At 65.5% G+C, this 12,769-nt stretch carries 9 protein-coding genes; 7 read left to right on the top strand and 2 right to left on the bottom strand.

The genetic code is table 11. From position 1 onward, the window contains the following. Positions 1-15 precede the first annotated feature (15 nt). The 4 genes from fdhF to IGS74_RS14355 all read left to right on the top strand — a co-directional run bounded on the left by fdhF (position 16) and on the right by IGS74_RS14355 (position 4,480). The gene (fdhF, locus tag IGS74_RS14370; RefSeq protein ID WP_192387038.1) at positions 16-2,892 is read left to right on the top strand and encodes a formate dehydrogenase subunit alpha; all 2,877 of its coding nucleotides are present in this window, start codon (positions 16-18) and stop codon (positions 2,890-2,892) included. Next, positions 2,889-3,194 (top strand): formate dehydrogenase subunit delta, encoded by a 306-nt coding sequence (locus tag IGS74_RS14365; protein WP_192387036.1) that lies wholly within the window; start codon positions 2,889-2,891, stop codon positions 3,192-3,194. Before fdhF ends, IGS74_RS14365 begins: the two co-directional genes overlap by 4 nt. 75 nt (positions 3,195-3,269) lie before the next feature. Further along, the gene (locus IGS74_RS14360) at positions 3,270-3,527 is read left to right on the top strand and encodes a hypothetical protein (RefSeq protein ID WP_192387034.1); all 258 of its coding nucleotides are present in this window, start codon (positions 3,270-3,272) and stop codon (positions 3,525-3,527) included. A 188-nt stretch (positions 3,528-3,715) separates the two neighbouring features. Next, positions 3,716-4,480: a Crp/Fnr family transcriptional regulator gene (locus IGS74_RS14355; protein ID WP_039193198.1), complete on the top strand. Its 765-nt coding sequence runs from the start codon at positions 3,716-3,718 to the stop codon at positions 4,478-4,480. A 46-nt stretch (positions 4,481-4,526) separates the two neighbouring features. Here IGS74_RS14355 and ilvD read toward each other — a convergent pair whose 3' ends face one another. Next, positions 4,527-6,356, bottom strand: coding sequence for a dihydroxy-acid dehydratase (gene ilvD, locus IGS74_RS14350; RefSeq protein ID WP_039193200.1), 1,830 nt, complete (start codon positions 6,354-6,356; stop codon positions 4,527-4,529). Positions 6,357-6,654: 298 nt separating this feature from the next. Between ilvD and IGS74_RS14345 the strand changes: the two genes are divergently transcribed. Together IGS74_RS14345 and IGS74_RS14340 are read left to right on the top strand one after the other, a co-directional pair. After that, positions 6,655-9,291 carry an HAD-IC family P-type ATPase gene (locus IGS74_RS14345; protein ID WP_192391815.1) on the top strand — a complete coding sequence of 879 codons (2,637 nt, stop codon included), beginning with the start codon at positions 6,655-6,657 and terminating at the stop codon, positions 9,289-9,291. A 29-nt stretch (positions 9,292-9,320) separates the two neighbouring features. Continuing rightward, positions 9,321-10,169, top strand: coding sequence for a universal stress protein (locus IGS74_RS14340; RefSeq protein ID WP_192387032.1), 849 nt, complete (start codon positions 9,321-9,323; stop codon positions 10,167-10,169). A gap of 15 nt (positions 10,170-10,184) precedes the next feature. On the opposite strand, the gene IGS74_RS14335 is transcribed toward IGS74_RS14340, so the two are convergent. After that, positions 10,185-10,745 carry a hypothetical protein gene (locus IGS74_RS14335; protein ID WP_192387030.1) on the bottom strand — a complete coding sequence of 187 codons (561 nt, stop codon included), beginning with the start codon at positions 10,743-10,745 and terminating at the stop codon, positions 10,185-10,187. A gap of 347 nt (positions 10,746-11,092) precedes the next feature. Here IGS74_RS14335 and IGS74_RS14330 point away from each other — a divergent pair, with 347 nt between their 5' ends. Further along, positions 11,093-12,649, top strand: coding sequence for a phospholipase D family protein (locus IGS74_RS14330; RefSeq protein ID WP_246722575.1), 1,557 nt, complete (start codon positions 11,093-11,095; stop codon positions 12,647-12,649). Positions 12,650-12,769 lie beyond the last annotated feature (120 nt).

The following is a 12,769-nucleotide window of genomic DNA, read 5'->3' as shown; positions in this document are numbered from 1 at the left end:
AGAGGAGGCGACCTTATGTCCCTGATCCGCGAAAAGGATTTCGGCACTCCGCCCAGCGCATCGGGCCAGACCGTTTCCCTGACGATCGACGGCGTCCGCGTGACGGCGGCCGCAGGAACCTCGATCATGCGGGCGGCCTCCGAGATGGGGACCGCCATCCCGAAACTGTGCGCGACCGACAGTCTCGAGCCATTCGGCTCGTGCCGGCTGTGCCTGGTGGAGGTGGATGGCCGGATGGGCACGCCGGCCTCCTGCACGACGCCGGTTGCCGAAGGCATGGTCGTGCGCACCCAGACCGAGCGCCTGAAGACGCTGCGCAAGGGGGTGATGGAGCTCTATATCTCGGATCACCCGCTGGACTGCCTGACATGCGCGGCCAACGGCGATTGCGAGCTGCAGGACATGGCCGGGGCCGTCGGTCTGCGCGAGGTTCGATACGGGTATGACGGCGCCAACCATGTCAAGGCGCGTAACGGCGAGGCGGATAATTTCGCCTATATGCCCAAGGACGAATCCAACCCCTATTTCACCTACGATCCGTCCAAGTGCATCGTATGTTCGCGCTGCGTGCGCGCCTGCGAGGAAGTGCAGGGCACATTCGCGCTCACCATAGCCGGGCGCGGCTTCGACAGCCGGGTATCGCCGAGCCAGTCGCAGGATTTCTTCTCGTCGGAATGCGTTTCGTGCGGCGCCTGCGTACAGGCCTGCCCGACCGCCACGCTGACCGAGCGCAAGGTCATCGAGATCGGCCAACCCGAGCATTCGGCGATCACGACCTGCGCCTATTGTGGGGTCGGTTGCACCTTCAAGGCCGAAATGCGCGGCGAAGAGCTGGTCCGCATGGTGCCGTGGAAGGACGGCAAGGCCAATCACGGTCATTCCTGCGTCAAGGGACGCTTCGCCTGGGGCTACGCCAACCACCGGGAGCGGATCACCACGCCGATGATCCGCGCCTCGACGGCCGATCCGTGGCGGGAGGTGAGCTGGGATGAGGCGATCGCCTATGCCGCTTCCGAATTCCGGCGCATCCAGGCGACGCACGGGGCGGGAAGCGTCGGCGGCATCACCTCGTCGCGCTGCACCAACGAGGAGACGTTCCTGGTGCAGAAGCTGGTGCGCGCAGGGTTCGGCAACAACAATGTCGATACGTGCGCGCGCGTCTGCCACTCTCCCACCGGCTACGGCCTGAAGACGACCTTCGGCACGTCCGCCGGCACCCAGGATTTCGATTCCGTCGACCATGCCGACGTCATCATGGTGATCGGCGCCAACCCGACCGACGGCCACCCCGTCTTCGGCTCCCGCATGAAGCGCCGGCTGCGGCAGGGCGGCAAGCTGATCGTTGTGGATCCACGCCGCATCGATCTTGTGCGGACACCGCATGTGGAGGCCGCTTTCCACCTGCCGCTGCGCCCCGGCACCAACGTCGCGATGCTGACGGCGATGGCCCATGTGATCGTGACTGAGGGCCTTGTCGACGAGGATTATATCCGCAATCGCTGCGACCTGGATGCCTTCGCCGAGTGGGCGGCCTTCGTTGCGCAGGATCGCCATTCCCCCGAAGCCGTGGAAGGCCGTACCGGCGTGCCGGCGGCCGACGTGCGCCAGGCGGCGCGCCTGTACGCAACGGGCGGCAATGCCGCCATCTACTACGGACTCGGCGTGACCGAGCACAGCCAGGGTTCGACTACGGTGATGGCCATCGCCAATCTCGCGATGGCCACCGGCAACGTCGGCAAGCCAGGCAGCGGCGTCAATCCGTTGCGCGGCCAGAACAATGTGCAGGGGGCCTGCGACATGGGCTCCTTCCCGCACGAGCTTTCGGGCTACCGGCATGTGTCGGACGGCGCTGCACGCGGCCTGTTCGAAGAGGCGTGGGGCGTACGCCTCGACGGGGAGCCGGGCCTGCGCATTCCCAACATGCTCGACGAAGCCGTCGCCGGCCGCTTCAAGGGAATCTACATCCAGGGCGAGGACATCCTCCAGTCCGACCCCAATACCCGCCATGTCGCAGCCGGGCTCGATGCGATGGAATGCGTCGTCGTGCAGGACCTGTTTCTCAACGAGACGGCCGTCCACGCGCATGTCTTCCTGCCCGGGTCGACCTTCCTGGAGAAGGACGGCACATTCACCAATGCGGAGCGGCGCATACAACGTGTGCGCCGCGTCATGGCCCCGCGCAACGGGTACGCCGACTGGGAGATCACCCAGATGCTGTCCAATGCGCTGGGCTATCATATGTCCTACGACCATCCATCGGAAATCATGGACGAGATCGCCGCCCTCACGCCGACGTTCCGCGGCGTGACATACGACCGGCTGGATCAGGCCGGCTCCCTGCAATGGCCGGTCAACGAGGCGGCCCCGGACGGCACGCCGACCATGCACATGGATGGCTTCGTACGCGGCAAGGGCCTGTTCGTGCTGACGGAATACGTGCCCACGGACGAGCGGACCGGCCCCCGCTATCCGCTATTGCTGACCACCGGGCGCACCCTCAGCCAGTATAATGTCGGCGCGCAGACGCGACGCACCGAGAATGTCCGCTGGCACGAAGAGGACCTGCTCGAGATCCACCCGCACGATGCGGAGGAGCGCGGCATCAAGGACCGCGATTTCGTGCGTGTCGCCAGCCGGGCAGGGGAAACGGCCCTGCGCGCGCGCATCACCGACAGGGTCGCGCCGGGCGTCGTCTACACGACGTTCCACCATCCGCTCACACAGGCCAATGTGGTGACGACGGACTATTCCGACTGGGCCACCAACTGCCCCGAATACAAGGTGACGGCGGTTCAGGTGTCGCTGTCCAACGGCCCCAGCGACTGGCAGGAGCGGTACGAGGCCCTTGCGAACCGCAGCCGCAGGATCGTGCCGGCGGAGCCTGCGGAATGAGCGGGCGCGCCGATACGCTGGATACGCTGGTCCGCATGGCCAACCAGATCGCGCGCTTCTTCGAAAGCCAGGGCCACGAGCCGGGCGCGCTCGGAATGGCCGACCATCTGGCCGCGTTCTGGACGCCGCGCATGCGGGACGACATCCAGCGCCACGCCGATGCTGGCGGCGAGGGGCTGCTTCCGCTGGCCGTTGCGGCGCTTGCCATCCTGCGGAGGCGGGCCGCGCCGGAGCTTTCGCGCGCGCTGGAGGATGCCGGCGGCGTTTCGGTGGGGACGGAGCGCGGCAGCGACGCGGGCTGATCCGTTGCGGCGGGCTTGCCGCCGGCCGGCAGCGGGTGCAGTGTCGGAACGTCTTGCGGAGGACGACCGACAGCCATGCCCATTCCCTTCAAAGCCGTTCTTGTGCCGCTTCTGCTCCTCTCGGCGGTTCCGGCGGGCTGCCGGACTCTGACCCCCGAAGAGCTGCGCGCCGCCGACGAGGCACAATGCTCCGATTACGGGTTCCGGCGCGGCACCGACGCCTACGCGGCATGCCTGCAGCGCATCGACCTCTCGAGGCAGGCAGACAGACGCCAGATGCTGCGGGATATGAATGAGCCGATCGTGATCTACCGGCCGGTGTATATTCGCTAGGATATATGATGCGCTCCGTCAAAAGGCGTATCCTTAACGGCGCAAAAAGCGGTATGTTGGTCGCGGCCTTAAGCTTCTGGTTCCGGTCTTCAAGGGATGTAATATTCATCGAAGGGGCCACATGACGAGGTCGCCACGGTAACGGTACGTAATTTCCGGGGCTTCGTGTCGCATGCGGAGAGGACTGGATGCATATGCTTTACCAACCGTCGGGTGCCCAGATGCTGGCGCGGAAGCTGTCCGGGATCGGCAATCTCCTGCCGGAGGACGAGGCGGCGATTGCCTCGCTGGAAATGACCGTCATGAATGTCGGGGCCGGTCATCTCATCGCCGAAGAAGGCTCCAGCCCTCGCCACTGCTGCGTCATTATCGCGGGCCTCGCCTGCCGGTACAAGATTCTCGTCGACGGCAAGCGACAGATCATGTCCTTCCACACCCCCGGCGACTTTCCGGATTTCTACAGCCTCCATGTCGATGTGATGGATCACAGCCTTGCAGCGGCGACACCCTGCCAGCTCGGGCTCGTGCCCCATTCGATATTCCGCCAGTGGGTGCGACGGCATCCCCACCTTGCCAACCTGTTGTGGCGGGACACGCTGATCGACGGGTCGATGTTCCGGGAATGGATCGTCAATGTCGGCCGCAGGCCGGGGCCGCGCCGCATATGCCATCTTCTGTGTGAACTCGCAGTAAGGCTGGAAAATGTCGGCCTGGCAGAGGCGGGACGCATTCCCTTTCCGCTCACCCAATCAGACCTCAGCGATGCCGTGGGCCTGTCGGTCGTGCACGTGAACCGTGTGCTCCAGGACCTGAAATCGCAGAATATCGTCCTGTTCCACAACAAGGAGGCGGTCATCGCGGACTGGCCCAAGCTGCGGGCCATGGCGCAATTCGACGGTGCCTATCTTCACCTGAAGGATGGTGGGCGGCAGTTGCGGCATTTCAGGATCTGATCGTGCAAAGCGGGCGGCGGCGCGCGATGCGCCGCCACCCGTCCGATCAGATGTTGCGAACGGCCCCCTTGGCCGCGCTCGTCGTCATGGAGGCATAGGCCCGCAGCGCCGCCGTGACACGGCGTTTGCGCGGCTCGGCCGGCTGCCAGCCATGCTTTTCCTGTTCGACGCGGCGACGCGCCAGTTCGTCGTCGGCCACGGCCAGATGGATGCGGCGGTTGGGGATGTCGATTTCGATCCGGTCCCCGTCCTGCACGAGACCGATCGTGCCGCCTTCCGCCGCCTCGGGCGAGACATGGCCGATCGACAGGCCGGAAGAGCCACCCGAGAAGCGTCCGTCCGTCACCAGTGCGCAAGCCTTGCCGAGGCCCTTCGACTTCAGGTAGCTCGTCGGATAGAGCATTTCCTGCATGCCGGGGCCGCCGCGCGGGCCTTCATAGCGGATCAGTACCACGTCGCCGGCCTGAACCTGGTTGTTGAGGATGCCGTAGACCGCTGCGTCCTGGCTTTCGAAGATGCGCGCCGTGCCATGGAACGTCAGGATGCTGTCATCCACGCCCGCGGTTTTGACGATACAGCCGTACTCGGCGAGGTTGCCGTACAACACCGCCAGGCCGCCATCCCGCGAATAGGCATGCTCGACGTTGCGGATGACGCCCTTCTGGCGGTCGACATCCAGATCGGCGAAGCGCCGATCCTGGCTGAAGGCCACCTGCGTCGGCACGCCGCCCGGCGCGGCGCGGAAGAATTCGCTGACGGAGCGGCTTTCGGTCCGGATGACGTCCCAGCGGTCGAGCGCGTCGGCCATGCTTTCGGCATGGACGCAGCCGACGCTGGTATCCAGCAGGCCGCCGCGATCCAGCTCACCGAGAATGCCCATGATGCCGCCGGCGTGGTGCACATCCTCCATGTGGACGTTGGCGACGGCTGGAGCCACCTTGCACAGGACGGGCACCCGCCGCGACAGGCGGTCGATGTCCTCCATGGTGAAGTCCACTTCTGCCTCGTGTGCCGCCGCCAGGAGGTGCAGGACGGTGTTGGTCGAGCCGCCCATGGCGATGTCCAGCGTCATCGCATTCTCGAAGGCGGCGAAAGTGGCGATGGAGCGCGGCAGGACGGACGCATCGTCCTGTTCGTAATACCGGCGCGCCAGGTCCACCACGAGATGGCCGGCCTCGACGAAAAGACGACGCCGGTCGGCGTGCGTGGCCAGCGTCGAGCCGTTGCCCGGCAGCGAAAGCCCGAGCGCCTCCGTCAGGCAGTTCATGGAATTGGCGGTGAACATGCCCGAGCAGGACCCGCAGGTGGGGCAGGCCGACCGTTCGATCGCCTGTACCTCCTCGTCGGAGATGCGGTCGTCAGCGGCCGCCACCATGGCGTCGACCAGGTCGAGCTTCTTGTCGGTGCCTTCCCAGGTCACCTTGCCGGCTTCCATCGGGCCGCCGGACACGAAGACGACGGGGATGTTCAGCCGCATGGCCGCCATCAGCATGCCGGGCGTAATCTTGTCGCAGTTGGAAATGCACACCATGGCGTCCGCGCAATGGGCGTTCACCATGTATTCGACGCTGTCGGCGATCAACTCGCGCGAGGGCAGCGAATAGAGCATCCCGTCATGACCCATCGCGATGCCGTCATCCACCGCGATGGTGTTGAACTCCTTGGCGACGCCGCCGGCCAGCTCGATCTCCCGCGCGACCAGCTGGCCAAGATCCTTCAGGTGTACATGCCCCGGCACGAACTGCGTGAACGAGTTGACCACCGCGATGATCGGCTTGCCGAAATCGCTGTCCTTCATGCCGGTGGCGCGCCACAGGCCACGGGCACCGGCCATGTTGCGGCCGTGCGTGGTCGTGCGTGAGCGATATGGGGGCATTTCCCTGTTTCCTCTGCTTGACGTCTTTCCGGCTCGGCTGGCCGCTGCCGCTCGATCGTGCCGGACCGTCCCACACATATGACATGGATTGGAACGAGTACAAGTTATCCGTAACGCATGTTACGCCTTCCCGCAAACGTTGGCCAGCCCATGCATTTTTGATTTCGATCAATTCCTGCTTGCTCCGAATCGTTCATCAAGCAACCGTGGGTTCGCAAACATCAGAAACGGGAGCGCGGAAATGACCAACAGGCCAGATGCCGGCGCACCGGAAACCGCGCTCGACCGCGCTTATGCGATGTCCGTTGCCGACGTCATGAGCGCTCTCGCCACCCGGGCCGACGGCCTGACGGGCGAGGAGGCGCGCGAGCGTCTGGCCCTTCATGGCCCGAACCGTCTGCCGGAGCGACGCCGCAAGCACCCGGCCATGCGCTTTCTGGCCCAGTTCAACAATGTGCTGATCTATTTCCTGCTGGCAGCGTCGCTCGCAGCCTTTGCGCTCAACCACGTCATTGACGGCGCCGTGATCGTGGCCGTCGTCATGATCAATGCCGTCATCGGCTTCGTTCAGGAAGGCAAGGCGGAGCACGCGCTGGACGCGATCCGCGATATGGTCGCGCCGCACGCCTTTGCCCTGCGGGACGGTAGGCGGACCGAGCTGGCGGTGGCCGACCTCGTGCCGGGCGACATCGTGCTGCTGGAAGCCGGAGACAAGGTACCGGCCGACCTGCGCATCATCGAAGCGCGCGCCGCGCTCGCCGATGAAGCGGTGCTGACGGGCGAATCCGTCCCGGCGCAGAAATCCGCCGAGCCCGTGGTGGACGCCGCCGCGCTGGGTGACCGCGCCTCCATGCTCTACTCCGGAACGCTGATGGCGACGGGGCAGGCGCGCGCCGTCGTCGTCGGGACTGGCGGTCGCACGGAGATCGGCCGGATCAGCGCCCTGATGGGGGCGGTCGAAACCCTGCAGACGCCGCTGCTGCGCCAGATCAATCGTTTCGGCACGCTGTTCACCTATTTCGCGCTGGCCCTCTCGGCGCTGCTGTTCGCCTTTGCCACGCTGGCACGAGGCTACAGCGCGGTGGATGCGCTGATGGTCGTGGTTTCGCTGGCGGTGGGCGTGGTGCCTGAGGGGCTCCCTGCCGTCATAACCATCACCTTGGCCATCGGCGTCCAGCGCATGGCGGCCCGCCACGCCATCGTGCGCCGCCTGCCGGCGGTGGAAACGCTCGGCGCGACGTCCGTTATCTGCTCGGACAAGACCGGTACGCTCACCCGCAACGAGATGACCGCGCGTCACCTTGTCACCCCGGGTCTGGTGGCTGCCGTGGAGGGGGCGGGGTATCGGCCGGACGGGCGGGTGGGGGAGGGTTTCGTCGCGGCGGCGCCGCTACCCGAAGGCGAGACCGACCTTCTTCTCTACTGCGCGGCGCTCTGCAACGATGCCGAACTGGTCCATGGCGAGGGCGACTGGCGCGTACTCGGCGACCCCATGGAAGGCGCGCTCCTGGCGCTGGCGCGCAAGGCGGGCCTGACGCCCGAAGGTCTTGCCGCATGGAAACGGCTGGACACGATCCCCTTCGATGCGGAGCATCGCTTCATGGCGACCCTGCATGCCGGGCCGGACGCGGAGCGCTGGGTGTTCGTGAAGGGCGCGCCGGAGCGGCTGCTGGCGATGGCCGCCGGCGCGGATACCGCGCGGTGGGAAAGCGAGATCGCCAAGGCGGCCTCGCGGGGCGAACGCGTGCTCGGCTTTGCGGCCCGGCCTGCTGCCGCGGCGGAGACGGCCCTTTCCATGGAGCAGCTGGGCGAAGGGCTGACATTCGTGGGCGTCGTCGGCCTGATCGATCCGCCCCGCGACGAGGCCATCACAGCCATCGCCGATTGCCGCACGGCCGGTATCACCGTCAAGATGATCACTGGCGACCACAAGGAGACGGCAGCCGCCATCGCACGGCAACTGCGCCTGGCAGACGACCCGAAGGCGATGACGGGGGCCGAGCTGGATGCCGTGGCCGAAGCCGATCTTCCGGCCGTGGCGCGGTCGGTCAGCGTCTTTGCGCGGACCAATCCGGAACACAAGCTGCGTATCGTCCGCGCCCTGCAGTCCAACGGGCAGGTCGTCGCCATGACGGGGGACGGCGTCAATGACGCTCCGTCTCTCAAGCAGGCCGATGTCGGCGTGGCCATGGGCCGCAAAGGTACGGAAGCCGCCAAGGAAGCGGCGGAGATGGTGCTGGCGAACGACGATTTCGCCTCCATCGTGGCGGCCGTGCGGGAGGGGCGCACCGTCTACGACAACATCCGCAAGGTGATCGCCTGGACGCTGCCCACCAATGGCGGCGAGGTGCTGGCCGTCGTCGTCGCCCTGTTCGTCGGCGCGACGCTGCCGATGACGCCGGCGCAGATCTTGTGGATCAACATGATCCTCACCATCACGCTCGGCCTCGTGCTGGCCTTCGAGCCGCCGGAGCCGCGCGTGATGGATCGCCCGCCCCGCCCGGCCGGAACAGCCCTCCTGTCGCGGTTTCTCGTGTGGAGGATCTGCTTCGTATCGCTGCTCTTCACGGTCGGGGTGTTCTTCATCTTCAACTGGGCGCTCTGGCGCGGCCTCGGCGTCGATACCGCCCGGACCATGGTGGTCAACCAGCTCGTGGTGATGGAGATCTTCTACCTCTTCAATGTGCGCTACCTGCACCAGGGCTCGATCAGCCTGCGCGGCATCCTCGGCACCCCTGTACTTCTGCTCGCGCTGGCGGCGGTTACGCTTGCGCAGTTCGCATTCACCTACCTTCCGGTCATGCACACGCTGTTTGCCAGCGCACCGGTGCCCGTCGCGGACGGGGCGCTGATCCTTTTCGTCGGCATCGCGTTGCTGCTGATACTGGAAGTTGAAAAAATGCTCCTCGGCAAAACCGGACCCGGACGGGAATGATCCCTTTCGCAACAACAGGAAACCAGTTCATGTCGCCTGCCTACAAGACCGTCATGCTCACGCTTCTGCCCGAGGCGGACGCCCGCAACGCTGCCAGCCCGGCAACGGCGATGGCCATCGCCATCACCAGTCATTTCGAGGGGCGCCTGACCATCGATTTCCTGTCGCCGCAACCGGCCTGGATTCCGTACAGCCTGGTCACCGACATGCCGGGCCAGATGCTGGCCGAGCAGACGCGCAAGCTGGAAGCGCGGGCGCATGCCAGCATGGACCTGGCGGCTGGCGCGGCGCGGCAGGCGGGCATCCACCCGGAAACGCAGCTCATCTCACTCGATTTTCTCGCTCTGGTGGGTCGTGCGGCCCTGCGCGCCCAGTTGCAGGACGTCGTGGTGGTCGATGCCGGCGGCAGCAGCCTGCGCGACGAACGCGAGATCGTGGAGGCGCTGTTGTTCCGCAGCGGCCGGCCGGTCATCCGCGTTCCAGCCGCAAGCGCCGGCAAGCTGCCGTCGAAGGTGCTCGTCGCCTGGGATGGCAGCGTACCGGCGGTGCGCGCTGTGCGCGAAGCGCTGCCCATGCTGCACCTGGCCGATGAGGTCCAGGTTGTCACCGTGCGTGGAGAAAAGGACGTCTCCAACATCCAGCCCGCCGAAAAGCTGGTCGGTTATCTATCGGCCCATGGGGTCGCGGCTTCCGAGACGGTGTTGACCGCGGCGCGCCGCAATGTCGCCGATGCGTTGCGCAACCACGCGCTGGATGAGGGGGCGGAGCTTCTGGTGATGGGCGCCTATGCGCATTCCCGCATGCAGCAGGCCGTTCTGGGCGGCGTCACGAGCGCGCTCCTGAACGACAGCCCGATACCGCTTCTGCTGGCTCACTGATCCGGAGACGGAGGCCTATTTCCAGGTCGCCGCGTACATGTTGCGCGACGCGCAGCCGGCTTCCTCCCGCTGCAGGGAGGGCAGGTCGCCCGGCAGTCTCTGCGGGCGGCCGTTGCGCAGGTCCAGAATGGCGTCCGAGACCGCAAGGCAACGTTCGCGCGCGACATAATACTGAAACGTGTCGGACGCGCCGAAGGAGCCACCATAGGCCCAATGCGCGAACAGGCCCAGGGCGACCAGTAGCGCCATGACGGCGGGGACGGATCCAAAACGCTGCCGGTCTTCATCCCAATCGTTGTAGGACGCGCCCTTTTTGGCCACGGCTTGCGGTTCCTGCGGCCGGGTGGGCCGGTTCACGGCCGGGGCGATCGAGGGCGGCAGGGTGAAATGGGCGCTGTCGCTCCGTTCCATTATGGCGGCTTCCAGATCGCGCTGCGCCTGCTGCAAACGACGCTGGAACTCGATCCGAACGGAGGGGTCGGCATCGGCATCGATCTCGCAGATCATCTCGGCCTTGCCGAGCATGCGTGCCGTGGCGACCAACTGAAGAACGTGAGACCGCAGCTCAGGTGTCATCGGCTCCGCGGACAATGCGGGACCGACAGGTTCGGCATCCTTCGGAGGGCCGGACAAATGCACCGTCAAAACTCCAGATCGGTATAAACGTTAATATTAATATTTTGAACGAAATCTTATAGCTGACTGTAATCGAGAATCGTGTGCGGATTCAACCCTTCACGTAGGGTGGAACGCCGTTGCCTTTTGTTCCTTATGCGATAACTGAGGCATGAAAGGCTGGCAATCATGACAAAGGCGTAGACGCGACAGCAGTTTGCGCTGGACTTCGTTGAAACGGCCCTAACAAGACTTCCGTCCCATGCGGCATTCCGCCTCATGGGGCGATATTCGGATGTCATCGTTTCATGATGCGTTTTCTGGCCATCGCGCTTGTCGTCCTTCTGGTGTTCGCCGCGGCTTCCGTGGTTGCCGCCTACGCCTTCGGCCGCTTCGCGGAAGGCGCGCGAGGCGCGCCCAGCCACGCTTTGTCCCGCGACGGGGCGCCGACGGTGCTGGACGCCTATATGGATGGGCTGCGCAAGGGCCACGATGCGGAAAGCGGGCTCGTGCTCGTATCGTCCAACCTCGATGCGTTCGCCGCGCGCGCCTTGTCCGCACGCATCGCGGGGCGCAGCCTGGACCTCATGTATTATATCTGGAACGACGACCTGACCGGCCGTCTCATCCTGCGCGAGGCGCTGGCGGCGGCGGATAGGGGCGTGCGCGTACGCCTGCTGCTCGACGATATCGGCGTATCCCTGTCCGACAGGACGTTCCTGGCGGTCGACAGCCATCCGCTGATCGAGGTGCGCCTGTTCAACCCCACCCATGCCCGCGAGAATCCGATCATTCGTGGCCTCGAGATGGCGTTGCGCATGGTGAGCGTGAACCGGCGCATGCACAACAAGGCCTGGATCGCGGATGGTCAGATCGCGATCGTGGGCGGCAGGAACATCGGCGACGAGTATTTCGATGCGGCGGAGGCGTCGAACTTCCGAGATCTGGACATCATCGCCATCGGCGAAATGGCCGGCCAGGCGGAAGTGATCTTCGACGAGTACTGGAACAGCGGTCTGGCGCTGCCGGTGCGGGCCCTGGCCGAACGGGAGACGCCGCCACTGGACGGACTGCGTCAGGCGTTCCACCGGCTGGCGGAAACCGCTCCCGCCAACCCGTATATAAAGCGGCTGCGCGAGCGCCTCACGGTCGCGTCGCTGTTCGACGACGCCGACGTGCACTGGACGCAGGAGGCAAGGCTTGTGTCCGACCCTGCCGAAAAGGCCGCTGGCAAAAGCGGCCGCAATGCACTGCTGGAGGAACTGGTGCCGCTGCTGGCGTCCAGCGAGCGGCAGCTCAACATCTCGTCCCCCTACTTCATTCCGGGCGACGAGGGCACGCGCTTTTTCGCGCGGCTGGTGGAGAAGGGCGTCGACGTGACGGTGCTGACCAATTCGCTGGCCGCCACCGATGTCGCCGCGGTGCATGGCGGGTATGCGCCCTACCGGAAGCCGCTGCTGCGAAGCGGCGTGAGCCTGTTCGAGCTGAAGCCGACCGCCGCCTCCGGCGGGATCAGCCTGCGCGGCTCCAGTCAGGCGAGCCTGCATACCAAGGCTTTCACAAGCGATGGAACGGCGGGCTTCGTCGGCTCGCTGAATTTCGATCCGCGCTCCGTTTCCCTGAACACGGAGATGGGCGTACTCTTCGCGGTGCCGGCACTCGTTGGCGAAATGGATCGCATCTTCGCGGAGGAGATATCGCCGGCGATGAGCTATCGCGTCACGCTGGATGCCGACGGGGGCCTGATATGGAACGCGACGGAATCGGGGGTTCCCGTCCAGTTGACGCAGGAGCCCGAGGCCGGGCTTGGCCGCCGGATCCTGGCCACGGTGGTGGGCTGGCTGCCGCTGGAGTCTCAATTATAGGTAGGTCACTGCGGTCCGATGGCGCTTTCGCCGAATATAATTCGGCATTATTGCGAAAGATCAGCATTCAAGTCCGCCTGTCGGCCGACTAATTGAGTATCGGCAGTGGGCGCGGCGTGC

Source organism: Aureimonas sp. OT7, assembly GCF_014844055.1.
Taxonomy (GTDB): Bacteria; Pseudomonadota; Alphaproteobacteria; order Rhizobiales; family Rhizobiaceae; genus Aureimonas; species Aureimonas altamirensis_A.
The sequence above is the reverse complement of the archived record's forward strand: the minus strand, read 5'-3'. Positions and strand labels throughout refer to the sequence as shown.

Coding starts and splice junctions, on each gene's coding strand:
- IGS74_RS14355 (WP_039193198.1), top strand. CDS start 3,716: ATGCATATGCTTTACCAACCGTCGGGTGCCCAGATGCTGGCGCGGAAG.
- IGS74_RS14340 (WP_192387032.1), top strand. CDS start 9,321: ATGTCGCCTGCCTACAAGACCGTCATGCTCACGCTTCTGCCCGAGGCG.
- IGS74_RS14330 (WP_246722575.1), top strand. CDS start 11,093: ATGATGCGTTTTCTGGCCATCGCGCTTGTCGTCCTTCTGGTGTTCGCC.
- IGS74_RS14365 (WP_192387036.1), top strand. CDS start 2,889: ATGAGCGGGCGCGCCGATACGCTGGATACGCTGGTCCGCATGGCCAAC.
- ilvD (WP_039193200.1), bottom strand. CDS start 6,356: ATGCCCCCATATCGCTCACGCACGACCACGCACGGCCGCAACATGGCC.
- IGS74_RS14345 (WP_192391815.1), top strand. CDS start 6,655: ATGTCCGTTGCCGACGTCATGAGCGCTCTCGCCACCCGGGCCGACGGC.
- IGS74_RS14360 (WP_192387034.1), top strand. CDS start 3,270: ATGCCCATTCCCTTCAAAGCCGTTCTTGTGCCGCTTCTGCTCCTCTCG.
- fdhF (WP_192387038.1), top strand. CDS start 16: ATGTCCCTGATCCGCGAAAAGGATTTCGGCACTCCGCCCAGCGCATCG.
- IGS74_RS14335 (WP_192387030.1), bottom strand. CDS start 10,745: ATGACACCTGAGCTGCGGTCTCACGTTCTTCAGTTGGTCGCCACGGCA.